Genomic DNA, 24,014 nt, shown 5'->3' with positions numbered 1-24,014 from the left:
GCGCCGCTTACAGCTCAACGTCAACCACCACCATATCGGTGTAGGTACCGGCCGGAGGAGTCGGCTGATTCGGGTCGACTTCTCCGCGCACCACAAAGCCTTGCTCATTCATCCCATCGGCGGCACCCGGATTAACCTCAGCACCGCTGGAAGGCCGCCGCTCGGCGCCCTGACTTCCCCAGCGCTGATTGCTACTGACCCCCTTATAGAGCTCATAGGCCAGGTAGTTACCCCCCGCCTGCATGCGCCGCTGAACACCCTGCGCATTACCGCCATCGCTGAGCCCGACGCTATAACTTTCACCCTTAGTGCAGCGAATGGTGATGGTGCGGGTGGTCGGAGAAAAGCTGCCCACCAGCGGTGCGCTGCCAAAGTCCAGATCCGGCGCGTTAATCGCGCAGTCTGGTGTCACCTCCAGTATCAGCGAAACCACACTGGTGCGACTGCCTGTATCTTGCGCCCCCAGGCACCAACCAAAGAGCACCAGACCTTCGCAGACACGCCAGCTCCAGCTGATTGTCAGTGTATCGGTATAACTGCCGGCAGCGACGTTACTCGCCGTGCCCGGCCGCGTGCGAAAATACAGGGGTAAACGCGCCTCGGAACGACCCGATGGACTCAAGCCATACAGACTCCCCAACTGCAGCTGCTGCTGTCGGGCGGCATCAGCAAATATCTGGTAGCCGATCCGGTCGCCGTCTACCGAGACCAAATCCCCCGCATTCATACTGTTCAGTCTGACATTGAGGTAGCCGTTGCTGTAAAAACGACCTTCAGTGCAACTCAACTTCGGCTCTGGTTGTGCGGAAGTGGGCTGAGGGCTTGCAGCAACAGCAAAGGAACTGAGGCTACCAAAATTCGCTGACGCATTGTCTGGGTTACAGCTTCCCCACGCATTGCCGGCCATCATCATCAGCGTCGCCAGACCGAGCTGAGCCCAACGATTGCGCTGGCAAACACGACGTAAGAATCTCGGTGTCACCGGCATATCACCTCTCCCAAACGAACCACGCTCGGCTGCCCTTCAGGCAACGCTATTTCAGCACGACACTGCTCGCCATCGGGCAGCATGACCTCGAGCCGCGTCGACTCTGGCTGGTCGGCCAGATACACCTGGCCATCCCAGCCAACAACAGAGCGCCGCCCCTCCGTGGTCATAACCTGAGACCCCACGGGCACGGGCTGGCCGTTCTGCATCACCAGTGTCAGGCTGACGGCGCTCTGGCGCTGCAGCGGAAACTTCAACAAATAGCCACTGCCAGACGCGACAGCAACACGCTGCTCGGTGACGGGCGTTACCACCTCAGGCGGCAGGCCCAAAGGATCGACTCCGTATTTCCCTGGATAATAGGCAGTGCCAAAGGGCACCAGTAGATATCCCGAGTCGTTGGTCTCACCAACGCGCTGGTTCTCGTAACTCACCGGCACGTTGCTTTCACCACCAGCGGCCACCACTACAAAACTGTCACTGATGCGATTGGCCAGGAAGGTCTGTCCGTCCATCGCCACCAGGCTACCGCTCGCCTCGGCAAAATACACATCGTCCGAGCCGTTACCATACACACCAGCCCCCAAGGTCACTGGCTGAGTTCTCCAGGTCGCATTGGCCTGTCGATAATCATCAGCACCACGGCGGTGACGATAGCCAAGATGCCAACCAAAGCCTCCAGCGAGCGGCGCCGAACGCGAGTACTGCAGCTGCGACGCCTCGTTACCGTCAGCGCTGCGCTCAACACCGCTGCTGACCACCCCCATACCGTTGCTCAGCGACATGCTCAACTGCAGCAGGGCTGCCCACCCTTCACCAATCTCGCGACTGGCAGTACTCGAAAGAAACAGGTTTCGCCCCAAAGGGCGAGAGAACGAGATATTCATCAGCCGTGTGCGGTCGCTGTCTCCGGAATCTATCTCAAAGTAGCCGGTAGACACCTGACCAACAGCCCCCAAATTGGCACTGGCGGTCACTTGAGCCCGCGTTCGCTCATCCAGCCTGTCCAGCTCAGGCAGGTCGGCCAAATCAGCAAACCCATCGCCACGCACCTCCCACTGAGCACCAAGGTTGAAAAAACCACCCTGGTAGCGATACCCCAGACTGTAAGCTTCGCCGGACTGCTCCTTGGCCCGGGACCCTTGGAAAGACAGCGCCAATGTACCCAGATTACCAACAGCCAGTGCACTACCGACTCCCGCAACACCAACGTCTTTGGCCGCCTCTGCGCTACCTTCCAGTGTCCAGTAATTCGTCACTCCATGGCGAAAAGCTCCGCTGGCCGCAACATCGCCATAGTCAAAGTCTGCCTGACCGTAACGCTCTCGCAGCGCCCCCAGACCCAGACTGTAGCTGGAAAGCCCAGCACGCAGAAGCTCAGTTTCCACGTAAAACGGTAGCGTCGTGGTAACACGCCGACCCAGCGCATCCTCAGTCACCAGTGTTGCCTCACCCGCACCCGTCATCATCGGTACATTAGTCAAGGTAAAGGGGCCCGGCGCTACGTTTTCACGGGCAACGCGGCTTTCGTCAACAAATACATCCAGAGTGCTGGGTACTGCGGCACTCCCAGAAAAAGCAGGTAATGGATAAGTCACCAGGTCAGGGCGCAAGGCAAAGTCACGCGACAGCTGCACACCCCCCATACGCACCGCGCGGTTCCAGCTCATCGGTCGCGTAATGAGATCACCGACCTGCAGCGTCTGCATCCGCTCTTGGTCATCGAGCCACCAACTGGTGTCATAGCGGCGATAGCCATCATCGCGCTGTTTAGCATCGTGCCCGTCCAGGGCCTGACGATAGATACCCGTGGTGCGCCAGGTGCCGCCCATACCGAACAGCCGAGCATCATGCCATAACGAAGCCGCAGCACCACCGCCACTGATTTTGCTGGCATAGACATCATAATTAACCAATGCGCCAGGACTGCTGACCGCCTGCGTCCAGTCATCGCCGCCGGAGCGACCGATTTGCTGAACCGGCAACCAGTCCTGAGGCAAGTCAAGATGCAAACGCTGACGGGTCGCGTCATAACGCACGCTCACCTCTGGCAGCTGATTCAGCGCAACCCAACCATCTGACCCTTCGCTACCCTGCGGCAGCCGCACGTCTACCAACGATTCAGCTGCAAGCCGGTAGCTCTTACCACGCTGCTCCACCAAAACAACCCTGCCCGTCGCCTGCCGATTGATAACCAGCTCAAGACGCAGCTCAGTAACGTCATCATGAGTGGGCACCTGCTGTACGGGCTGGACCGACGGCGGGGGAGGAAGCGCCTGTGCCAATGCTGACTCAGAGGCAGGTAACGCCAGAGCGCCAAGCAAGAAACACCATGAATTACGCGGGACCGAACGCAATACATGCATCAGTTCAGCGTACCTCTTGACGTGAGAGTCACCGCCGCACCGTTCACCGTTACGGAAAGCATACTGTCAGCGCTCGCAGGGCGCTCAAGCGGCCAACGCCGGAAGTTCCCGGGCAAGACGTAGCCCAGCAAGCCGTCGGACACCACCTGGCGCCCACTGCCTTGCTGAAAGAACACGTTAGTCAAACGCACATGGCGCTTACCGGCATTACTGATCTGAAGGTAGTGGCGACCACCATCCTGCACCAACTGCCAACTCAGGCTAGCGGCAGCGTCGCTGCCGTCCGCACTGGCGCTCAACCCTTCCCCATAATCAAACAGCGGCAGCGAATAGCGCATCTGCAGGTTAATGCCTGCCCGAGCTTGTGACTGACTCTCCTCCCCCCCCAGAACCGGCAGCCTGAGGCACCTCATCGATAATCAACCGCCAAGCGCGCTCCTGGCCAGGCGGTGCAGGCGTTTGGCGAATCAGTCGCATCAGCTGACGCTCACCAGCAGGAATTTCTACCATTGGCGGGCTGACCACCATATCGGTTTGCGGAAAGTACTGATCATCGCCCCCCTGCTGACGCCAGTCGAATAGCCGGAGCTGGGTCAGTACCGGTTTGTCGCCGCGGTTCTCCACCCACAATGCCGTGGCAGATTCGCCGCTCTCAATCACCGGATGAATGGGCCAGATAAGCAGGGTACTGGCGGTAACTACCGTGGCAAACAGCGCTGTTACTAATCCTGTCACGGCAGTTATCGTGCGTTTTACCATGGCCATAGTTACCACTCCAGGGTGACGGTAAGGGTGTCCTGATACAGACCTGGGCTGACATCGCCAGGAAGGCTGATACGCCCATGAACGGGCAACTGGATATCGTCCGGGTCAGTGCTGGTATCAACGCTCACCGGCACATCGATAAAGACAGGCTGCAGGGCGGAAGCATCGGTGAACAGCTGATAAACCAACGTATCTCCACTCACTACATCGCGCAAGCGACGCGCGGACGCCACTGGATGCAGACCACCATTGATACGCATGCTCAAGGCAATGCCTGGTGTGCAGCTCAGAGTCACCGAGCCACTAGTGAGCAGTGTCGTGTCGACCGTGGCCTGGGAAAGCGAAGAGTGCGTACCAAAGTCCAGATTGCCCAGCGAGCCCAAGCTGGCATCGTTCGCTGGTGAGCTGCCATCAACCAGGCAGCCTCCTTCGATCGTGGCAGATACCACAAAACTGTCTTGCGGCTGAGCCAGTAACCTGCCAGCAGGAAACAGCCCCAGCACGGCTACCAAGAGCACGCACCGAGGCCAGTTCATCAGAAGTCCACTTGGACGTTCAGGGTGTCGTTATAGACACCTGACACAAGGCCCGGCGCGCCAAAGGCACGCCCAAAGAGCTGAAGCTCCTGCGGTGTCTCACCATCGGCTGTGCCCGGCACTGTAAATGGTGTATTGAGCGCAAGCGCAGTACCACCCGCCGAGTCGGTGTACAGGTTGTAAGTCACGTACTTCGCCTCCGTCGTGTGCTTCATAGCGTGGATGCCGCCGCCAGTGCCCTGACCATCATAAGTGCCGCTAGTGATGGTAAACGTCGGCTCCAACCCTGGCGAACACAGCACTTCAATGGCTCCACCAGCATTGAGCACCGAATCGTCAGCCTGGGTAAAAAGCGTACTATGAGTGCCAAAGTCGATGGCACCAAAGTCGACACCGCTGTCTACGCCCTGGTTACCGTTGACTTCGCAAGCCCCTTCAAGAGTGATCTTGGCGCCAATGGTACCAGTCACTGTTCCTGCTAAAGCAGCAGAGCTCACAGCGCCAGCCAGCAGCGCAGCCGTCATGATCACAGATGTTTTGAGAACCGTGTGTTTTGCAGACATGTCTGCCTCCTGTCATGAAATTGGCTGGCATGGCCTGTGGATTAGCCGACACACCACCAAGAATCAAAAATTTGACCGAATGACGCCCTTAAATTAGGATCGCGCGCGATTATAACTTATTTCTGATTACTTAAAAAGCCCCTGATCTTTTTGTTTTTGCAGCGCCAGTGTTTCTGCTCGCCACTCGCCTCGCATGATCTTTTGCGCTTACCCATACGGGTCAACTCGCCGACTGAACATCACCACGCTTGTATAAAGCCCAAAAAACCATGGAAACAGTTTCCGAAACGAGACAGCGCCCCAAGGCCACGGTATCCTCACATATAAACTATCGTTCGGGAGAGCAAGCCAGTGACGGAACTCAAACGCAGAGCCGCAGGTCGGCCGGCATCAGGCAAGACCAGTGGCGGACACAGCCAGTCGCTGGTACGCGGCCTGAGCTTACTGGAACGGCTAGCCGCCCACCCCAACGGTCTCGCGCTCTCAGAGATTGCCGAACTGGCCGAACTGGCCCCTTCTACAACACACCGTCTATTGCAGGCTCTGCACAGCCAAGGCTTTATCAGTCACAACGCTGAGATGGGCGTGTGGAAGATTGATGTTAAAACCTTTCGAATCGGCAACAGCTTTCTTGAAGCGCGAGACTTTGTGGCCACCAGCCGTCCGTTTTTACGCAAGCTGACGGCAATCACCGGCGAAACAGCCAACCTCGGTATTCGTGATGGCAGCACAGCCGTCTTCTTAGCACAAAACGAATCACGCCAAATGATGCGCATGATCACTCGGCTAGGCTCTCGGGCTCCCATGCATGCCTCAGGCGTCGGCAAGGCCTTGATGGCCTGGTTGCCAGAGGATGAGTTAGCACAGGTTCTGGAAGAGCAGGGCCTGGCGCGCATTACCGAAAACACGCTGCACGACCCGACGGAATTACGTGCGCATTTAGCGGATATTCGTCAACAGGGCTATGCTTGTGATCGTCAGGAGCACGCCATTGGAATGCATTGCGTTGCTGCCTGCATCCACAATGAACACGGCACCCCATTAGCCGCCATCTCAGTTTCGGGCCCTGTAGCACGTATCTCTGATGCACGCCTGGTTGAGCTGGGAGAACTCGTGCGCCAGACAGCACAGGAAATCACCACCCAGCTAGGTGGCCGTCTGCCGGCGCACGACGACGCCTAGGACTGAGCGTCATCCCCTAAAGCGAGACGCTCAAGGTCAGCACGTCGCGCCTGGACAATACCCGCCCAGCGTCGATTCATACCATCACTGCGCTTACCCTGCGGCAATGGTCCAAGTGCTTCCGCTTGCTTTATCGCTGCATCGAGAACCTCACTATCACTCGCCTTAAGCGGACGCCAAGCATCAAACTGGTCAATCAGCGCCTGCATGGCCTCAACACATGGCGGATGATCTTTGCGCTCACTAGCGCGCTGCCTAAAAATATCATCACACAGGTGGCGAAAATCGCGCCATAGCACCTGCTCTTCACCCTTGGGGGCTCGCCCCAACTGACGCCATTGCTGCTGCATGACCTTTGCTTTCTCGGCGCGCTGATGCGGGTCCATCTCCTGCTCTTTCAACACCTCAAGGCTCTTGATCAGCTCGCGCTTAGCTGCCGCCACTTCACTCGCACGGCGCTCGATCAACGCTTGCAGGGCATGGCGAGCATGAGAAAAGCGCCGCTCAATCCCACGAGCCTGCTTGCTAGGCACCGGTGAGTGACGCTGCCAGAGCTGGCGAGAGCTGTCACGAATTCTACGCAAGGCATCGGGATCAGCCTGGGCATCAGGCCGATCAAGCAGTGCTTCAAGCTGCTCACACAACGCGGTGCGCTCTGCCAGGTTACGCTCGCGCTCTTGCGCCTGACATTCACGCCACGGCTGCAAGCGCTGGCGGATATTGTCGGACGCCAGCCGAAAGCGCGCCGCCAACGCATCGTCGGCTGCCGCATCGCCAAGACGTTTCCACTCCTGCACCATATGACGATGACGCTGGTTCAGGTCGCTATCACTTAGTGGCATCTGCTCGACCAGCGCTTCCATGCTTTCGCATAGCTGCTGGCGCTTAGGCGCTGCCACAAACGCCTTCCAGTCACGTAGCTCAGCCAGCCTCTCGCCAAGCCGCTTAAAACGCGACAGCGCCTCACCTGCAAAGCGACTGTCTTGCTCCTCAGCCTGCGCAGTCATACGTTGATAAAGGCTCTCAGCACGACGTACCTGCCCTTTGTCCAGCTGTTGCTGCAACCGCTCAAGCCCGGCACGGAAGGCCGCTAAACTAGCCGCTTGAGTATTGGCCGCCTCAACACGGCCTTCCTCCAACTGCTCTTTGGCATGCTTGAGCAACGGCGCAAGCGGAAGAGTTTTTGGCCAACGGCAAGCTGCCACCAGCACCGCCAGCTGCTGGCTGTCATTATCACTAAGGGCCTGCACAATGGACTCAGTGTGCTCATCCAGCCGCCCCCGAGCCGCTAGCACGCTGTCATAGCGCTCAAGCACTGATGTATAACGCCGACGCAAACACTCATTAGGCGTATGCTGCTCAGAAAGTGCCACCCAGCGTTTGGCTAACAGATGTTTTTGCGAACGCAGCAGCGCAATTTCCTGATCAGACAGCCCCTCGCCCTGAGCAAGATTATCGAGCTCTTGCTCCAAAGCAGCCAACCGGTGCTCCCGCTCCAGGCTAGCGGCCTCACGCCGCTGACGGGCGTGCCGCTGCGCTTGCGCAAGATGCTGTTGATCACTGAGTACTTTACGGTAACGCTGATACGCCTCGCGAAAACGCCCTTCCTGCTTTGCACTACCCAGCCCCAGTTCATATAGCGCTTTTTCGAAATGCTCAAAACGGGCTTTGTCGTGTGACTCCCAGGCGCCATCAACCAACTGCTCAATCTGCCCGAGCAGCTGCTCACGCTGAGCATCCACCTTGGCCTGCTGGTCCGCATCCGCTCGCCGCTGCGCAAGACGTTGACGCGCTTGACGCATCACTTGACTGTCACGCCGCGCTTTTCGCGTTAACTGCAGTAGCCCTTCGTCGCTGTCAACTCGCGCTGCCGCCGCCTGGCGCACAGCGGCAATTTTATTATCACAAGCCAAGCGAACCAGCGCAGCCTCATCGTCCAACCGGGCCAGCGCTGCCATTCTGAGCTGCTGATTGTCGCCTTCCATGGCGATGCGCTCGCACAGCTCGCCATCATCGAGTTGGGCTAAGTACTCAACACGCTGTGACAAACTAGACGCTCCAGCGTGTCCGCTGAGTAGCCACACCAGCCGTTCGTCTAGTTCTTTACTACGACCGGAGCGACGCAACCGTAGCAGACACTCAATATCATCAAGCTGCGCCAAAGCCTCTCGGCGAACTTCGGCATCAGCATCTTGCATCAGCTGATCTAGCGCTTGGCGATGATCAACACGATCAATTGACAGTCGCGCAATAGACTGACGGCGAACGTTGGCAGAAGGATGCTGCCAACGTGGAGCAAACAGGCGGTAAAAAATTCCTCTCATGGGATGTCCTGGCAAAGCGCAGCGCACAACTGCCGCAAAAAAGTAGTCTATGCATCTAAGCACGGGCAATAAGGCCTGAAAAGAGCCAGCGACACTGAACTGTATCTGACAAGAGACACTGACAATAGCGTGCATTGGGCTTATTATCAGTTGCATACAATGGGTGACTCGCCTAGCGTGAGCCTATTAACTGTCACCTATATTATTTCTGCGGAGTTCGGCAATGAGTCTCAATGTGGACAGAGACACCAGTGCATTTACTTTCAAGGGCGGCATGCTGCCCATGACCGTCATGGAGCTGACCAGCGCCGACCCTGAACACATTCGTGAGCAGCTGGCAGGAAAGATGAATCAGGCACCCGCCTTCTTTCAGCATACTCCGGTTGTTCTCAGTGTCGAGCGGCTCGATGAGCCACATCTCTCGCTGGAGCGCATCTGCGCGGTCTGCCGCACTCACAAGCTACTACCTGTTGCTGTGCGTGGCGGCAGTGACCCAGTGCGCCAATCCGCCTGGGCGCTAGGCCTGGGCTGGTTTCCGCCGCTAGAAGCCTCACGCCCACGGCCACTAGAGAGCGTTTCCACTAATGCGGAACGAACACCAATTACCGAGGAAGAAGAAGAGGTGACAGAAATGCTGCCTGGCGGTGTTGGACGCATCTATCGCGGCACCGTTCGCTCAGGGCAACAGATTTCAGCGCCAGAAGGCGACCTCGTTGTTGTAGGTGCAGTCAACGCTGGTGCCGAAGTACTGGCGGGCGGCAGCGTACATGTTTACGGCCCATTGCGCGGGCGAGCGCTGGCAGGCATTCATGGCAACCCCTTGGCCAGCATTTTCTGCCGTGAGCTGCGCGCAGAACTACTTTCGGTAGCGGGTAATTACAAGCGTCTCGACGACATCGACCCGCGCCTACTAAACACATCGGTCCAGATTCAGCTCACTGATGATCAGCTCTCCATCACGCCGCTGGACTAGAGGAAACAGACCGATTCACCCAAATAATGCAGCTAGGGCATAACGCTTTAACCTGCACCCAGACACCAAGAAAAGGATGCGACACTTGGCCAAAATCATCGTTGTGACCTCCGGCAAAGGAGGCGTCGGAAAAACAACCAGCGCAGCTGCAATCGCCACAGGGCTGGCGCTTCGCGGTCAAAAAACTGTGGTTATCGACTTCGATGTAGGGTTGCGTAATCTTGACCTGATCATGGGTTGCGAACGTCGTGTTGTCTACGACCTCGTCAATGTCATCCAGGGTGAAGCTGGTCTAAATCAAGCCCTGATCCGTGACAAACGCGTAGATAACTTACATATTCTTCCTGCGTCACAGACCCGCGATAAAGACGCTCTGACCAATGAAGGCGTTGAGCAGATTTTCAAAGCGCTAAGTGAAGATTTCGACTTCATTATCTGCGACTCACCCGCCGGGATAGAACGCGGCGCTCAGCTGGCCATGTACTTTGCCGACGAAGCTATCGTAGTCACCAACCCCGAGGTCTCCTCAGTACGCGACTCTGACCGCATGCTCGGCCTGCTGGCATCCAAAACACGACGTGCCGAGCAGAACGAAGAGCCGATCAAGGAACACTTGATGGTAACGCGCTACAACCCCAGCAGGGTAGATAGCGGCGACATGCTGAACCTCGACGACATCCGCGAGATTCTGGCTATTGACCTGATTGGCGTCATCCCTGAGTCGGAAGCGGTACTGCGCGCATCTAACCAAGGCGTACCGGTCACACATGACAGCGACAGCGACGCGGGTCTTGCCTATACCGATGCGGTTTCTCGGCTGCTTGGCGAAGACTTACCGCTGCGACTGTATGGCGGCCAGAAAAAGGGCCTGTTAAGCCGTATGTTTGGAGGAACCCGTCGATGAAACTACTCGATTTCCTAAAACGTGAACGCAAAAACACTGCCACGGTGGCCAAGGAACGCTTGCAAATTATTGTGGCTCACCAACGCAGTCAACGTGGCCAGCCTGACTACATGCCCATGCTCGAACGCGAGCTGCTTGAGGTTATCCGCCGCTATGTTCAGATTGATGACGATGCGGTAAACATCAGCATGGACAGCGAAGACAACTGCTCCGTACTTGAGCTGAACGTCACACTGCCACGCACCTGAAACCAACCTGGCGAGCCTACTCGCCAGGCACCACGCCCAACAGCGTGGCCAAGTCTTTTGTTTTCGCCTGAGCAGGGGTCTCGCGTATGGCACCGCCAACCAAGCCAGTGTCTTTTCTCTGGCATGACTATGAAACCTTTGGGATCGATACGCAGCGTGACCGCCCCGTTCAGTTTGCTGCCATTCGTACCGACGCTGAACTCAACGAGATCAGCGAGCCGGTAGAGTTGTTCTGTCGCCCATCAGATGACTTTCTGCCACACCCACAGGCTTGCCTAGTCACAGGAATTACACCGCAAAGAGCCCTGCACCGTGGGATACCAGAGGCAGAATTTGCTAACCGCATTTGCGAAGAAATGAGCCAACCTGGCACTTGCTCGGTGGGCTATAACAGCTTGCGGTTTGACGATGAAGTCAGCCGCCACCTGTTCTACCGCAACTTGATCGACCCTTACGCCCGAGAATGGCAAAACGGTAATTCACGCTGGGACCTGATAGACGTAGTCCGCGCCTTTCATGCGCTACGCCCCGAGGGGATAGAGTGGCCGCGGCGTGAAGATGGCTCACCCAGCTTTCGGCTTGAAGAGTTAACTCAAGCTAACGGTATTGCCCATGAAGGCGCACATGATGCCGTTGCCGACGTACGCGCCACCATTGCGCTGGCACGTCGCCTAAAAACGGCTAATCCCAGATTATTCAGCCACCTGCTAAACCAGCGCGGTAAGCGTCAGATTGCCGAGTTGCTGGACATAACCGCACAAGTTCCCGTACTGCATGTTTCACGCCGCTACCCGGCTAGCCGTAATTGTGCCGCTCTTGTCATGCCGCTCGCTAAACACCCCACGAATAGCAACGGCGTGATTGTCTATGACTTATCGGTCGACCCACAGCCCATGCTTGAGCTGTCAGCCGAACAGATTCAACAACGTGTTTTCATCAGCAACGACGAACTGGCCGAGGGCGAATCGCGCATCCCACTCAAAGTCATTCATATCAACAAGTGCCCAATTGTCATGCCAGTGGCCTTTCTGAAAGATGTCGACGGTGAGAGAGCCGGCGACTATGGCCGTATCGTTGAGCAGATGGCACTCGACCTTGAAGCAGGACGCAAGCACTGGAAAGCGCTCAGAGCAGCCCCCGAAATTACTGAGCGTGTTAAAGACGTATTCTCCAAGCCTTACCCCGAGCCACCACGCGACCCTGACCTCATGCTGTACAGTGGCAATTTCTTCTCGCCATCTGATCGCGCCCAAATGGAGCGCGTACGGGCCAGTGCCCCCTGGGATCTCGTCGGCGCAACGTTCTCTTTTCAGGACCCGCGTCTTGAGGAGATGCTGTTTCGATTCCGCGCTCGAAGCTACCCGGAAACCTTAGAAGGCGACGAAAAAGAACGCTGGGAAAACTGGCGCTGGGAGCGCCTACGCGATAGCCAAGTGGCAGGGTTTACGTTATCAGACTTCGGTCGTGAAATTGAGCAGCTTGGGCACCAGGAGCTGACAGACTCCCAGCGCCAAGTGTTGGAAGAACTGGTCATGTATGTCGAGTCCATTCTGCCTTCTCAGGCGTTTGATTAAACACGCTGCCATTGCCATTAATGCAGGTCTCGCTCAACGAGACCACAAACACAAAATACCAGCAAAACAAAGGGCCGAGATACACAGCATCTCGGCCCTTTACGCATCTAACACGCTGGCACAGCTAGTAGTTAACCACCTCGCAGCGTGACCTTAGACTTACAGGTCTTCAGCGTCTGCTTTCATCTTATCGCCAGCATCTTTCATCTTATCGCCAGCCGCTTCTGCCGCATTTTTGGTCGCCTCAGCAGCTTCCTCGGCTTTCTCGCCAACGGCATCAGCCGCATCTTCAGCGGCGTGCTTAGCACTATCACCAGCGTCTTTCAGCTTATCACCCGCCGCTTCTGCCGCATTTTTGGTCGCCTCAGCAGCTTCCTCGGCTTTCTCGCCAGCGGCATCAGCCGTCTCTTCAGCGGCGCGCTTAGCACTGTCACCGGCGTCTTTCAGCTTATCACCCGCCGTTGCCGCTGCGTCTTCGGTTGCCTCAGCAGTTTCTTCCGTTTTCTGTGCTGCCGTATCAGCCGTCTCTTCAGCGTCCTGTTTAACACTATCCCCCGCATCTTCCAGCTTATCGCCAGTCGCGTCTGCCACCGCTTTTGTGTCTTCCACAACGTCGTCAGCTTTCTTTTCAACAGACTTAGCAGAATCGTCAGCGTCCTTGCTGTCACAAGCAACAAGGGCGAATGACGTCGTCCCGATCAGCAGTGCAAGCCCAAGGCTGCGCAATACATTCTTTTTCATGTGATCTCCCTGTTAACACGTGAGGTCTTGCGAAGTTTGTCGAGCCATATTAGCCATCAAAAATAACGACCTCCAACACGACTCAGTACTTTGTCCCTTTTTCTGCTGTTTTGTTAGCAGAGAAAGTCATTTTGCCGACTCATTCTGTCACATGGGGACGCCAAACGCAGCAGTAAACCCCAACACCTACCCTCGCAATACGGGCCCAAACCAAGCGATGACGGCCTGTACCTCGCACACAAAGCATCAAACCCAGCAACACTTGAATCATACAAAAAAACACACTATCTTGTGCCCTATAGAGCAGCTAGCACCATATATAGTGTCTAGCAAGCTAAAAGAAAACTGTCAACCACTGTCTGCCTACCACACACAGCCAGACCAACTATCCAGAGGACCTCATCGGCGCTATGAGTATTACGACACCCTCAGAACAGGCTTCGGTCTCTGTCACTGCCCCTCAAACGCTACGGGTTATCAAACGTACTGGCGACGTTGCCCCATTCGATACCAGCAAAATCGCCGTGGCGATGAGCAAGGCGTTTATTGCCGTAGAGGGTGATGATGTATCAGGCTCCTCACGTGTGCGAGACTTCGTTGCCAGCGCTTCAGAGAGTATCGCCAACGCGTTCCAACGTCGCCTGCCGGACGGAGGAACCGTTCATATCGAGGACATCCAGGACCAAGTTGAGCTGGCCTTGATGCGCGCAGGAGAGCAAAAGGTCGCTCGCGCCTACGTTCTCTATCGTGAGGCTCAGTCCAATGCCCGCAGCGCCAAAGACGATATTGCCAAGCCGCACCCGTCACTCAACGTCTCTGCTCCGGACGGTAGCACTCGTCCGTTAGATTTAGGGCGCATTGAAACACTAGTGATTGAGGCTTGCGAAGGACTCGAAGCCGTCAAGCCTGGCAAGATTGTCGACGATTCGCTGAAAAACCTTTACGACGGCGTAAGCGTAGATGGCGTTTCCCAAGCGCTGATGATGACCGCCCGCACGTTGGTAGAAAAAGAGCCCAACTACACCTACGTCACCGCACGCTTACTGCAGGACAGCCTGCGTCGTGAAGCTCTGTCGTTTCTCGGCATTGCCGAAGAAGCCACCTACCATGAAATGGCTGACCTCTATAAGCCAGCATTCCACGCCTATGTGGCACAGGGCATCGAGTTTGATCAACTGGACCCGCGCCTAGCTGAGTTTGACCTTGAGCGCCTAGGCGATGCGCTGGATCATACCCGTGATGGCCAATTTACTTACCTGAGCCTGCAGACCCTCTACGACCGCTACTTCATTCATCGTGACGACGTGCGCTACGAGTTGCCTCAGGTCATGTTCATGCGCGTCGCCATGGGGCTCGCTCTCAACGAGGACGACCGCGAAGCTCGCGCTATTGAGTTTTACGAGCTCCTTTCGAACTTCGACTACATGGCCTCCACGCCAACGCTGTTCAATGCGGGCACCGTACGCAGCCAGCTCTCCAGCTGCTACCTCACCACCGTACCCGATGCCCTGGATGGTATTTACAGCGCCCTTCGTGATAACGCTCTGCTGTCTAAATGGGCCGGAGGCCTGGGTAATGACTGGACGCCAGTGCGGGCTCTCGGCTCCTGGATCAAAGGCACCAACGGCAAGTCCCAAGGTGTTGTGCCCTTTCTCAAAGTGGTCAACGATACTGCTGTTGCCGTTAACCAAGGCGGCAAGCGTAAGGGGGCCGTCTGTGCTTACCTAGAAACCTGGCACCTGGATATTGAAGAGTTCCTGGAGCTGCGCAAGAACACCGGTGATGATCGCCGACGGACTCACGACATGAACACTGCCAACTGGGTGCCCGACCTGTTCATGAAGCGCGTTTTTGACGATGGTGACTGGACGCTGTTCTCGCCCTCCACCTGCCCAGATTTGCACGACCTGTACGGCGCTGCTTTCGAGAAGCGCTACCAGGAATACGAGGCAATGACCGAAAACGGGCAGATCACGCTGTTCAAACGGCTCAAAGCCAAAGACATGTGGCGCAAAATGCTGTCGATGCTGTTCGAGACAGGCCACCCATGGATTACCTTCAAAGACCCATGCAACTTGCGTAGCCCGCAGCAGCACGCTGGCGTGGTGCACTCTTCCAACCTGTGTACCGAAATCACCCTGAACACCAGCGTCGATGAAATCGCCGTTTGTAACTTGGGATCCGTCAACTTAGCGAGCCACATGGTCAATGGACAACTCGATAACGACAAGTTGAAGAAAACCGTTAAAACGGCCGTGCGAATGCTCGATAACGTCATCGACATTAATTATTACGCCGTACCTCAAGCCAAGAACTCCAACCTCAAACACCGTCCGGTGGGGCTTGGCATCATGGGCTTCCAGGACGCGCTTTATGCCCAGGACATCTCCTACGCGTCCGAGGAAGCCGTTGCTTTCGCCGATACCTCCATGGAGCTGGTCAGCTACCACGCTATCGAAGCATCCAGCGACTTAGCGGCCGAACGCGGACACTACGAGAGCTTTGAGGGCTCACTGTGGAGCCAGGGCATTTTGCCTATCGACTCCATCGACAAGCTGGTTCAAGAACGTGGTGAAAATTATATCGAGGTCGACACCTCATCAACGCAAGATTGGATGCGACTACGCGACAAAGTTGTGGCCCAGGGCATGCGCAACTCTAACGTGATGGCTATCGCTCCGACGGCGACCATCTCAAATATTTGCGGCGTTTCTCAGTCCATTGAGCCGACCTACCAGAACCTGTTCGTCAAATCGAACCTCTCTGGCGAGTTCACCGTGGTCAATGCTGCTTTGGTCAACGACCTTAAAGCGCGCGATCTGTGGGACTCCGTCATGATCAACGACCTCAAATACTATGATGGCTCCGCGCAACCCATCGAGCGTATTCCAGACGACCTTAAGGCCAAGTACGCCACGGCGTTTGAAGTGGAACCCAAGTGGCTGGTCGAAGCGGCGTCACGGCGTCAAAAATGGATCGATCAAGCGCAGTCGCTGAACCTCTATATTCAGGGCGTTTCAGGCAAAAAGCTCGACGTGACCTATCGGATGGCGTGGTATCGCGGCCTCAAAACCACTTACTACCTGCGCGCTCTGGGCGCCACCTCGGTGGAAAAATCCACCGTCGAACGTGGCAACCTCAACGCGGTAAGTAATGCGTCGCCGGAGCCTCAGCAAGCGCCGCGCGGTATCGATGATTTCCTAACCGGCAAAGGCGGCCAACGCCCGCCTTCGGCTGGCGAAATTGACGAACTAGGCTGCGAAGCCTGCCAGTAACGATAGCGAACACCAACAGCACATTATTGCAACACGCTTGAGATAACAGGCAAGGGGAACATCATGTTGAACTGGGACGAGTTTCACGAAGACGATACCACGGCGACCGAAGCGTCAGCATCGACGCCTGCAGCTCAGCAGGAGGCCAAGGCCGCCACGCCTTCACCCGCCCCCGACCAGGTGAAAGACAGCGCAGCAAGCTACCAGGTTGCTGACCAGGACCGTCTCGCCCGGGCCCGCCAGGCACTGAGCGAGCTTGACGTCGCCGCCGGCCTTGAAGAACTTGAAATGGGTGCTGCGCGTATCGAGGTTGATGACAAGCAAATGATCAACGCCCGCGCTGACCTCAACCAGCTAGTGCCCTTCAAGTACGAGTGGGCCTGGCAGAAATACTTGGATGGCAGTGCCAACCACTGGATGCCCCAAGAAGTTAACATGAATGCCGACATCGCCCTGTGGAAAAGTGCTGATGGCCTCAGCGCCGACGAACGCCGTATCGTCGAGCGCAGCCTGGGGTACTTCTCCACCGCCGATTCGCTGGTAGCCAACAACCTGGTGCTGGCGGTGTATCGCTTGATCACCAACCCCGAGTGCCGCCAGTACTTACTGCGCCAAGCCTTTGAAGAAGCGATTCACACACACGCCTACCAGTATTGTGTTGAATCACTGGGTATGGACGAAGGTGAAGTCTTCAACATGTATCGCGAAGTCCCCTCCGTGGCCGCCAAGTCCACCTGGAGCCTCAAGCATACTCAGTCGCTGGCGCGCGCCGACTTCAACACCGGCACCCCTGAAACCGACCAGGAGTTGCTGCGTAACCTCGTCGCTTTCTACTGTGTCACCGAAGGCATTTTCTTCTATTGCGGCTTCAGCCAGATTCTATCCATGGGTCGGCGTAACAAGATGACTGGCGTAGCTGAGCAGTTCCAGTACATCCTGCGTGACGAGTCCATGCACTTAAACTTTGGCGTGGACATGATCAACCAGATCAAAATTGAAAACCCACACCTATGGACGCCCGAGTTTCAAGACGAGTGCACCCAAATGATTCTTGAAGGCACCGAGCTTGAAATTACCTACGCTCGCGACACCATGCCTCGCGGCGTGCTAGGTATGAACGCCGCCATTATGGAAGAGTACCTGCACTTCATCTGTAATCGTCGCCTCGCCCAAATCGGCCTCAAGGAGCAATTCCCCGGCGCCGAGAACCCCTTCCCGTGGATGAGCGAAATTATCGACCTACGCAAGGAGAAGAACTTCTTCGAAACCCGCGTCACCGAATATCAGGTCGGCGGCGCACTAAGCTGGGATTGATCAATACGAATTGAAAAGAGGGCAATCCGATGCATGCAACCCATGAAAACGGCACACGACAGCGCGAAGCCCTAGCTTGGCAGTCAGCCCTGGACCAGGCGCTGGCCGCTCATGGTGGAGAGGCAGCACTCGCCTACTACCCCCATGTCGCCAACGCCTTCCCCTCGTCTGCGCCCAACCCCTACGCACCCGAGTTTCCGCTGCTTGATCTGCGCAAACTGAAAAGCTGGGCAACGCATCGTGGCTGGCATGTGCGACCTGCACCGGAACGCGCGCCAGATAACAGCCCTCACAACAACCGATACCGCCCACCACTGCACTTCAGCCGAAGACCATCGAGTCACTAACATCGGTGCTGGGCGGTTACATAAGCCATCAATAACGCGTTAGGCTGTCAGCATCGACGTTTCAAGCAACCGGAGCCAAGATGCTGACGTTTTCCAACAAGCCTCGCCCACGCGGCGGTCGTTGGCCCAACCGGCTGATATGGCTATCGCTGATTATCCTACTACTCGCCGCCATGCTGATTATCGGCTCTGGACCGACATATCGCCTGGGCTGGCTCTCACTGGGCGAATCGTTTTCTCTGCTGCGTCGTGGGGCACAACTAGCGCTAGGCGGCGCGGCTATTGCCATGCTTTCTTCGCTGGTGGCACTGCTATGTCGACGCTGGAGGATTATGCTCGCCAGCCTGCTGACGGCTACCGCCGCCTTGGCACTAATCTCTACACCGCTCCAGATGCAACACATAGGGCGTAGCGTGCCGCCCATCCATGACATCAGCACCGATACTGTCAACCCGCCGGCTTTCGAGACATTAGCACCAGCTCGCCGCGCCGCACCCAATGCGGTGGACTACCCTGGAGAAGCAACAGCTCGGCAGCAAAAACGCGCCTACCCGCAGCTGGACTCTCTGATACTGAATATACCCGTCACCGAGGCATTATCCGCTGCGGAAATAACAGCCCGTGAACAAGGATGGGAAATCGCCAGTGTGAACGCTAACCAAATCGAGGCGACCGCCAGCACCCGCTGGTTCGGTTTCAAAGACGACGTCATCATTCGTCTGACGCAAGCCCCACAAGGCGTGCTCATCGATGTTCGTTCAGCCTCTCGATTGGGCAAGAGCGACCTAGGAACCAATGCAGCACGTATTCAGACCTACCTGGAAGCACTAAAAGCACGCGTTGAGGGGTAAACGAAAGCGTCGTCACAAACTGCGTGAGCTCAGCGCGCGCTGATACTCATCGCGATAGGCACTAAGCTGCAAGTTTCGCTCAGCTGGCAACCGCCCCAGAGCGACAGCTAATTCAAAGAAACCTGGGGCTGGCGCTCCTTCTCCGCGCTGGCTGACCACCAGCGCAGCAATAAATGGGCGCCCCGCTGCGGCATCTTCATGCATCAACACTTCAAGCGCCTGAGCGACACGCTGAATAGTACGCGGCGGCTCAAGTGCCAGTTGCTCCGCCAACTGGCGATAGGTCAGCGGCAGCTCAGCAACAGGCTGTTTTTCCAGCACCTGCCTTACACGCGCAGCAAGCTCTTGTGCCATTTGCTATTCTCCCCTGTGTCGTCACACTCACCAGGATACGAACCATGAACCCCGAAGACCTTGAGCGGTTGGTCACTCTGCGCATGCCATTTGGCAAGCATGCTGGCACACTCATTGCTGACCTGCCTAGCCCATACCTCAACTGGTTCGCCCGAGAAGGCTTTCCCGATGGCCAAATCGGACAGCTACTGAATCTAATGCACGAAATTGACCACAACGGGCTTACCAACCTACTTAAGCCTTTGCGCCAACGAGAGTGAGCCGCACATGCTACACATATCCAATAACGTAACGCTGGCTGCCCACGAAATCGAGATCAACCAGATTCGCGCCCAAGGGGCTGGCGGCCAAAACGTCAATAAAGTCTCGTCAGCCGTGCACTTGCGCTTTGATATTTCGGCGTCCAGCCTGCCGGATTTTTATCAGCATCGGCTAATGGCACTATCTGACCAGCGCATCAGTAAAGACGGCGTTATCATTATCAAAGCGCAAAGCCATCGAACACTCGAACTGAACCGCGAAGATGCGCTGGCACGGCTGCGCGAGCTGATCCGTTGCGCCATCAAGTAACACAAAGTGCGCAAGCCGACAAAACCCACCAAAGGTTCTCAACGCCGTCGGTTGGATAAAAAAGGACAAAAAGGGCAAACCAAAGTACTACGAGGCAAGGTTCGCTACTGAGCTTTCACGCCGACGCTTCATGCGCGGCCTTGAGCCGATAAAATTCGTCAACCACCGCGTCCATGGCCTGGGCGTCGTAATCGCAAAGTCCACTCACGACCAGTTTCTTTGACCCCGTACCGATTTCTTCACCACCCGCAAGAATATGGAACTCCAACCTGACATCACCGCGTTTGCCATTAATCTCAAGGGTCGAGTCAGTCAATGCCAAGCCAGGCTCTAAGCCGTCCAGCCGATTCAGTGAGAAGCCCATGCTGTCGTAGATCACCAAGGGGCGTCGCGGATTGAACATGACGCCACCGTCTTCCATCAACGGCTTCAGGTAATGAGGGAAATTCTTGCCAGAAAATGCCACATAACACCGCGTAAACGCTTCAACGACTGCTTCATCGTGCGTACTTTCGCCACTACGCTCCACTTCTAGGTAACACTTACCCGCCTCATCCTGCACACGAATCAGCCCATCGCAACCCTCGATAAATTGCAAAGGAACATCGGCACCCACCATGCTGAGAAACCGGAAGGTCATGTGCTGAAATAGCCCGAAGCGCGCTAGTACCAAAGCGAACAGCAGATCGCCAGGAACGCAGAAACGGCGCGCATCGGGGTTGTGAATCGGGTTGTAATCACCAGCAACTCGCTTGGCAAAGCGACTCGCCTGCTCCGCACTGATGCAGGTTTGCTCACCGGCTTTCGAGCACGAAAAATAATCATCAAGGAACATGCGTACCTGGCCTGCTTTGGGTTGTTGGCGTTATGACGAAGAATAATGGCCTTGCTGGCCTCAAGCTGCCGATAATGCCACAAATTGAAGAATAATGGCGCACTGTTTCATGTCCCCATGCGCCACATCAATACTTCGCTAAACACACCCTGCACCCTACCAAAGAAGGGCGCTGTAACGTGCCGCGAAATGGCCATTATGGTAGTATTCCACCGTTTTCTAACCTTTTTCTCCCACTTACTTAACCTGTCGGACGACCTCCCAATGTCACCTGCTCCTTTCGCCTTGTGCGCACCCGGACTTCTTAACCGAAGCTCGGGCGCGCTGCTGTGTCTGTTGCTGCTGATCGGGGTGTCAACCCCAGCTCTGGCTTCCGCAGAACCAGCCATCGACCTCACTTCCTCGTTTATCGGCTTTCTGGCCGTAGCAATATTCGTCTTCGCCTATGCGCTGGTCATGGCCGAAGAAGCAATCAAAATGCGTAAATCCAAACCGGTACTAATAGCCGCAGGTATTATCTGGGGGCTGATTGGCTGGGTTTACGTCAAAGCAGGCATGTCGGCAGAGTCCGAACACGCATTTCGCGCCACACTGCTCGAATTTACTGAGCTGATGCTATTCCTGCTAGTCGCGATGACCTATATCAACGCCATGGAAGAACGGCGCGTATTTGATGCGTTACGCTCTTGGATGGTACGTAAAGGTTTCACCTATCGCGCTCTATTCTGGTTAACCGGCGTACTGGCTTTTGTCATCTCACCCATTGCTGACAACTTAACCACCGCCTTGCTGATGTGCGCCGTAGTATCAAAGGTCGCCGAAGGTGACAGGCGCTTCATTAACCTCGCTTGTATCAATATTGTGGTAGCCGCTAATGCGGGGGGCGCTTTCAGCCCCTTTGGCGATATCACAACGCTGATGGTGTGGCAGGCAGGCATGGTTGGCTTCCAAGAGTTCTTCGTACTCTTCACGCCATCACTGGTTAACTTCTTGATACCCGCCATCATCATGAGCCTGTTTATCAAGAACCGTAAACCCGACAGTATCGATGATGTGGTTTGGCTCAAGCGGGGTGCCATCCGTATCGTTTTGCTGTTTTTGCTAACCGTGGCAACAGCCGTCGTTGGTCACACGTTTCTACATCTGCCGCCAGTGCTGGGTATGATGACAGGGCTTGGCTACCTGCAGTTCTTCGGCTACTACTTGCGCCGCAGCCTGCCGCGCTCACTAGAACGCAAGCGCTCTCGTTATACCCAGCGCGGCGACTGGCGCAAGCTGGAGTCATTGGGTAGCGTAGTGCCTTTTGATGTCTTTAACCGTGTCGCACGTGCCGAGTGGGACACCCTGCTATTTTTCTACGGCGTGGTGATGTGTGTCGGCGGCCTGGGCTTCATGGGCTATCTGAGCTTGTTGTCTGACGCGCTGTACACCAACTGGGATGCGACGTGGGCTAACGTTGTGCTAGGTCTGATCTCAGCGGTGGTTGATAATATTCCTGTCATGTTCGCCGTACTCACTATGGCGCCTGACATGTCTCACGGCCAATGGCTTTTGATCACGCTGACAGCGGGTGTCGGCGGTAGCCTGCTATCCGTTGGCTCTGCCGCTGGCGTTGCGGTGATGGGGCAGGCACGCGGCAATTACACCTTCATGGGCCACCTGCGCTGGGCGCCGGTCATTGCCCTGGGTTATATCGCCAGCGTACTAATGCACCTGTGGATCAATGCTGATCTCTTCCTCATTTACGGTTAACGCTGAAACAAACTGGTCAGTATAGCAACAGCGCCCCGTGGCTCATCGCCCGGGGCGCTGTTGCATAGTTACCGTTCACTTTGGCGGCGTCATTGAGACGACGAATGCCGTTTCTTTCTGCGCTCAGGTGGAATCAACTTAACCCGCACCTTGGGCCGCGACACAAGAGGTTGAGCATCACTACCTTTCTCTGTCGCTGAGGATGCGGGTTGCTCAGCCCGCTTGATAACCACCCAGGCAAACGTCGGTAATGCCAGATGCCAATAGATGGCCGCCAAACGCAACCCCAGCGTAATAGCAAGACCAAACCCAATGGCGATCATATGCGGCACTCCAGCCTTATAGCCTGCTACCATACAAATTCCACCCGCAATTGCGGCAGTGGCATAGATCTCTTCACGCAACACCATCGGCACTCGACGCGCCAGCACATCTCGCATCATGCCGCCCGCAACGCCCGTCATCAGCCCCATCAACACCGCAACAGCGCCTGAGGTGCCCAGGGCTAACGCCTTATGAACGCCAATTACCGTAAACAGTGCCAGTCCGAAAGCATCCGCCACCGGCAGAAACACTCTCGATAATCGATGAATGTAGTGAAATCCCACTATCGAAAGCACGACAGTGCCAACAATCACCCACAAGTAAGCGGGATCGCTGACCCAGAATACCGGACGAATTCCTAGTACCAAGTCGCGTAACGTGCCGCCGCCAATCGCTGTCACCCCCGCCAACACCAACATACCGAACGGGTCCATACGAGACCGGCAGGCAAGCAATACACCCGACAGCGCAAAAACAATAACCCCAACCATATCCAGCCAGTACACCAGTTCGCTCACGTATTGCGCCTCTCTTAACTGTTGTTGCCTATTTGTTTTCTGAACCGGCTTGTCTATTCCCGTAAAGACGGCATCATGACACGCAGTACATAACGGTTGATGTCAGCAGCAGCCTGCCATTATCACCACAGCTTACTGGCGCGAAATAACGGTAACACTTTACGAACACTGGCCCTTTCAAGGAAAACGTTATGGAGTGGAACCCCGTCTACACTTGGCTTGTCATCGCTCTTCTTCTAGGGCTTTCCGAGCTGCTATCCGGTAGTTTATTACTGCTGGCCCTTGCCGCTTCTGCGGCTCTGACAGCAATACTGACCGTGCTCGGTGTATCGCTGCCCTGGCAACTGCTGGGCATGGGCGTTTTTTCTGGGGTGCTGGTGCCACTCGCCATCAGAGTCATTCGCCCACGCTTTTCACCTCACGGCGTAAACTATGGCACCACCGGCAGTGGCGTAGAGCGCGGCCGCCGTTATGTGGTCAAACATCGTGATTTTGACGCCGCGTCGGTACTCTTGATCAACGGTGACCTGTATCGCTTGCGCGTCAGCCAAAGCCGACAAACCGAGCTACCGGAAGGCACAGAAGTCATATTTGAGCGTTTTGAAGGCACCACCGCCATTGTTCATCTTACGCTCAGTACTTCTGCCGATGCGACATCTCATGCCTCACCTGACACCCCGCCCACCCCTTTATCAAACAAAGAGCACTAA

23 protein-coding genes and 1 pseudogene are annotated in these 24,014 nt (G+C 56.1%); 13 read left to right on the top strand and 11 right to left on the bottom strand.

The window, feature by feature from the left end; all coding sequences use genetic code 11:
* Positions 1-7: 7 nt before the first annotated feature.
* Genes H616_RS0103370 through H616_RS0103350 form a run of 6 tightly spaced genes read right to left on the bottom strand, consistent with a single transcriptional unit; the run spans position 8 to position 5,218 of the window.
* A complete protein-coding gene (locus tag H616_RS0103370; protein ID WP_169516153.1) occupies positions 8-982 on the bottom strand; it encodes a Csu type fimbrial protein in 975 nt (324 codons plus the stop codon).
* Positions 979-3,354, bottom strand: coding sequence for a fimbria/pilus outer membrane usher protein (locus tag H616_RS0103365; protein ID WP_027966087.1), 2,376 nt, complete (start codon positions 3,352-3,354; stop codon positions 979-981). The genes H616_RS0103370 and H616_RS0103365 overlap by 4 nt, the downstream gene beginning before the upstream one ends.
* Positions 3,354-3,692 (bottom strand): fimbrial biogenesis chaperone, encoded by a 339-nt coding sequence (locus H616_RS15200; protein ID WP_051233940.1) that lies wholly within the window; start codon positions 3,690-3,692, stop codon positions 3,354-3,356. The genes H616_RS0103365 and H616_RS15200 overlap by 1 nt, the downstream gene beginning before the upstream one ends.
* Before the next feature lie 7 nt (positions 3,693-3,699).
* Positions 3,700-4,119, bottom strand: coding sequence for a fimbrial biogenesis chaperone (locus tag H616_RS15195; RefSeq protein ID WP_051233939.1), 420 nt, complete (start codon positions 4,117-4,119; stop codon positions 3,700-3,702).
* Between the two features lie 2 nt (positions 4,120-4,121).
* The gene (locus H616_RS0103355; protein ID WP_035572458.1) at positions 4,122-4,655 is read right to left on the bottom strand and encodes a Csu type fimbrial protein; all 534 of its coding nucleotides are present in this window, start codon (positions 4,653-4,655) and stop codon (positions 4,122-4,124) included.
* Entirely contained in the window at positions 4,655-5,218 is a 564-nt protein-coding gene (locus H616_RS0103350; RefSeq protein ID WP_035572457.1) for a Csu type fimbrial protein, read from the bottom strand. The genes H616_RS0103355 and H616_RS0103350 overlap by 1 nt, the downstream gene beginning before the upstream one ends.
* A 351-nt stretch (positions 5,219-5,569) precedes the next feature.
* Here H616_RS0103350 and H616_RS0103345 point away from each other — a divergent pair, with 351 nt between their 5' ends.
* On the top strand, positions 5,570-6,400 hold the full coding sequence (locus H616_RS0103345; RefSeq protein ID WP_027966084.1) for an IclR family transcriptional regulator: 831 nt from the start codon (positions 5,570-5,572) through the stop codon (positions 6,398-6,400).
* Here the strand turns inward: H616_RS0103345 and H616_RS14120 are convergent.
* Positions 6,397-8,724: a DUF349 domain-containing protein gene (locus H616_RS14120; RefSeq protein WP_051233937.1), complete on the bottom strand. Its 2,328-nt coding sequence runs from the start codon at positions 8,722-8,724 to the stop codon at positions 6,397-6,399. The genes H616_RS0103345 and H616_RS14120 overlap by 4 nt on opposite strands.
* A gap of 223 nt (positions 8,725-8,947) precedes the next feature.
* Here H616_RS14120 and minC point away from each other — a divergent pair, with 223 nt between their 5' ends.
* The 4 genes from minC to sbcB all read left to right on the top strand — a co-directional run bounded on the left by minC (position 8,948) and on the right by sbcB (position 12,423).
* Positions 8,948-9,697 carry a septum site-determining protein MinC gene (minC, locus tag H616_RS0103335; RefSeq protein ID WP_027966083.1) on the top strand — a complete coding sequence of 250 codons (750 nt, stop codon included), beginning with the start codon at positions 8,948-8,950 and terminating at the stop codon, positions 9,695-9,697.
* 85 nt (positions 9,698-9,782) lie between these two features.
* Entirely contained in the window at positions 9,783-10,601 is an 819-nt protein-coding gene (minD, locus tag H616_RS0103330; RefSeq protein WP_027966082.1) for a septum site-determining protein MinD, read from the top strand.
* On the top strand, positions 10,598-10,849 hold the full coding sequence (gene minE, locus H616_RS0103325; RefSeq protein ID WP_027966081.1) for a cell division topological specificity factor MinE: 252 nt from the start codon (positions 10,598-10,600) through the stop codon (positions 10,847-10,849). Before minD ends, minE begins: the two co-directional genes overlap by 4 nt.
* 86 nt (positions 10,850-10,935) lie before the next feature.
* Positions 10,936-12,423, top strand: coding sequence for an exodeoxyribonuclease I (gene sbcB / locus H616_RS0103320; RefSeq protein ID WP_027966080.1), 1,488 nt, complete (start codon positions 10,936-10,938; stop codon positions 12,421-12,423).
* A 159-nt stretch (positions 12,424-12,582) separates the two neighbouring features.
* On the opposite strand, the gene H616_RS14115 is transcribed toward sbcB, so the two are convergent.
* Complete coding sequence (locus H616_RS14115; protein WP_051233934.1) at positions 12,583-13,164, bottom strand: hypothetical protein; 582 nt, start codon at positions 13,162-13,164, stop codon at positions 12,583-12,585.
* A gap of 410 nt (positions 13,165-13,574) precedes the next feature.
* Between H616_RS14115 and H616_RS0103310 the strand changes: the two genes are divergently transcribed.
* The 4 genes from H616_RS0103310 (at position 13,575) to H616_RS0103295 (ending at position 18,951) form a co-directional block, all read left to right on the top strand.
* Positions 13,575-16,439 (top strand): ribonucleoside-diphosphate reductase subunit alpha, encoded by a 2,865-nt coding sequence (locus tag H616_RS0103310; RefSeq protein WP_027966079.1) that lies wholly within the window; start codon positions 13,575-13,577, stop codon positions 16,437-16,439.
* Positions 16,440-16,502: 63 nt separating this feature from the next.
* Positions 16,503-17,753 (top strand): ribonucleotide-diphosphate reductase subunit beta, encoded by a 1,251-nt coding sequence (locus tag H616_RS0103305; protein WP_027966078.1) that lies wholly within the window; start codon positions 16,503-16,505, stop codon positions 17,751-17,753.
* Between the two features lie 29 nt (positions 17,754-17,782).
* Positions 17,783-18,100: a hypothetical protein gene (locus H616_RS0103300; protein ID WP_027966077.1), complete on the top strand. Its 318-nt coding sequence runs from the start codon at positions 17,783-17,785 to the stop codon at positions 18,098-18,100.
* Positions 18,101-18,180: 80 nt separating this feature from the next.
* Positions 18,181-18,951: a DUF1499 domain-containing protein gene (locus H616_RS0103295; protein WP_027966076.1), complete on the top strand. Its 771-nt coding sequence runs from the start codon at positions 18,181-18,183 to the stop codon at positions 18,949-18,951.
* 12 nt (positions 18,952-18,963) lie between these two features.
* Here H616_RS0103295 and H616_RS0103290 read toward each other — a convergent pair whose 3' ends face one another.
* Positions 18,964-19,305, bottom strand: a complete 342-nt coding sequence (locus H616_RS0103290) for a hypothetical protein (protein ID WP_027966075.1) — start codon at positions 19,303-19,305, stop codon at positions 18,964-18,966.
* Between the two features lie 44 nt (positions 19,306-19,349).
* On the opposite strand from H616_RS0103290, the gene H616_RS0103285 reads away from it, so the two are divergent.
* Both H616_RS0103285 and arfB read left to right on the top strand, forming a co-directional pair.
* On the top strand, positions 19,350-19,565 hold the full coding sequence (locus H616_RS0103285; protein WP_027966074.1) for a DUF3820 family protein: 216 nt from the start codon (positions 19,350-19,352) through the stop codon (positions 19,563-19,565).
* Between the two features lie 7 nt (positions 19,566-19,572).
* Positions 19,573-19,986: pseudogene (gene arfB / locus H616_RS14110) on the top strand (alternative ribosome rescue aminoacyl-tRNA hydrolase ArfB).
* A 4-nt stretch (positions 19,987-19,990) separates the two neighbouring features.
* Here the strand turns inward: arfB and H616_RS0103275 are convergent.
* Complete coding sequence (locus H616_RS0103275) at positions 19,991-20,710, bottom strand: DUF3581 family protein (protein ID WP_027966073.1); 720 nt, start codon at positions 20,708-20,710, stop codon at positions 19,991-19,993.
* 264 nt (positions 20,711-20,974) lie between these two features.
* Here H616_RS0103275 and nhaD point away from each other — a divergent pair, with 264 nt between their 5' ends.
* Positions 20,975-22,462, top strand: coding sequence for a sodium:proton antiporter NhaD (gene nhaD, locus H616_RS0103270; RefSeq protein ID WP_084155701.1), 1,488 nt, complete (start codon positions 20,975-20,977; stop codon positions 22,460-22,462).
* A gap of 89 nt (positions 22,463-22,551) precedes the next feature.
* On the opposite strand, the gene H616_RS14105 is transcribed toward nhaD, so the two are convergent.
* Entirely contained in the window at positions 22,552-23,304 is a 753-nt protein-coding gene (locus H616_RS14105; RefSeq protein ID WP_084155687.1) for a trimeric intracellular cation channel family protein, read from the bottom strand.
* Between the two features lie 191 nt (positions 23,305-23,495).
* Here H616_RS14105 and H616_RS14100 point away from each other — a divergent pair, with 191 nt between their 5' ends.
* Positions 23,496-24,014, top strand: coding sequence for an NfeD family protein (locus H616_RS14100; RefSeq protein WP_051233932.1), 519 nt, complete (start codon positions 23,496-23,498; stop codon positions 24,012-24,014).

Origin of the sequence: Halomonas halocynthiae DSM 14573, from assembly GCF_000425725.1 — a bacterium.
Lineage (GTDB): Bacteria > Pseudomonadota > Gammaproteobacteria > Pseudomonadales > Halomonadaceae > Halomonas > Halomonas halocynthiae.
Note: the sequence above shows the minus strand (reverse complement) of the source record. Positions and strands in the feature narration are given on the sequence as shown.

Coding starts and splice junctions, on each gene's coding strand:
- H616_RS0103365 (WP_027966087.1), bottom strand. CDS start 3,354: ATGCATGTATTGCGTTCGGTCCCGCGTAATTCATGGTGTTTCTTGCTT.
- H616_RS15200 (WP_051233940.1), bottom strand. CDS start 3,692: ATGCGCTATTCGCTGCCGCTGTTTGATTATGGGGAAGGGTTGAGCGCC.
- H616_RS15195 (WP_051233939.1), bottom strand. CDS start 4,119: ATGGCCATGGTAAAACGCACGATAACTGCCGTGACAGGATTAGTAACA.
- H616_RS0103355 (WP_035572458.1), bottom strand. CDS start 4,655: ATGAACTGGCCTCGGTGCGTGCTCTTGGTAGCCGTGCTGGGGCTGTTT.
- H616_RS0103350 (WP_035572457.1), bottom strand. CDS start 5,218: ATGTCTGCAAAACACACGGTTCTCAAAACATCTGTGATCATGACGGCT.
- H616_RS14120 (WP_051233937.1), bottom strand. CDS start 8,724: ATGAGAGGAATTTTTTACCGCCTGTTTGCTCCACGTTGGCAGCATCCT.
- minC (WP_027966083.1), top strand. CDS start 8,948: ATGAGTCTCAATGTGGACAGAGACACCAGTGCATTTACTTTCAAGGGC.
- minE (WP_027966081.1), top strand. CDS start 10,598: ATGAAACTACTCGATTTCCTAAAACGTGAACGCAAAAACACTGCCACG.
- sbcB (WP_027966080.1), top strand. CDS start 10,936: ATGGCACCGCCAACCAAGCCAGTGTCTTTTCTCTGGCATGACTATGAA.
- H616_RS14115 (WP_051233934.1), bottom strand. CDS start 13,164: ATGAAAAAGAATGTATTGCGCAGCCTTGGGCTTGCACTGCTGATCGGG.
- H616_RS0103310 (WP_027966079.1), top strand. CDS start 13,575: ATGAGTATTACGACACCCTCAGAACAGGCTTCGGTCTCTGTCACTGCC.
- H616_RS0103305 (WP_027966078.1), top strand. CDS start 16,503: ATGTTGAACTGGGACGAGTTTCACGAAGACGATACCACGGCGACCGAA.
- H616_RS0103300 (WP_027966077.1), top strand. CDS start 17,783: ATGCATGCAACCCATGAAAACGGCACACGACAGCGCGAAGCCCTAGCT.
- H616_RS0103295 (WP_027966076.1), top strand. CDS start 18,181: ATGCTGACGTTTTCCAACAAGCCTCGCCCACGCGGCGGTCGTTGGCCC.
- H616_RS0103290 (WP_027966075.1), bottom strand. CDS start 19,305: ATGGCACAAGAGCTTGCTGCGCGTGTAAGGCAGGTGCTGGAAAAACAG.
- H616_RS0103285 (WP_027966074.1), top strand. CDS start 19,350: ATGAACCCCGAAGACCTTGAGCGGTTGGTCACTCTGCGCATGCCATTT.
- H616_RS0103275 (WP_027966073.1), bottom strand. CDS start 20,710: ATGTTCCTTGATGATTATTTTTCGTGCTCGAAAGCCGGTGAGCAAACC.
- nhaD (WP_084155701.1), top strand. CDS start 20,975: ATGTCACCTGCTCCTTTCGCCTTGTGCGCACCCGGACTTCTTAACCGA.
- H616_RS14100 (WP_051233932.1), top strand. CDS start 23,496: ATGGAGTGGAACCCCGTCTACACTTGGCTTGTCATCGCTCTTCTTCTA.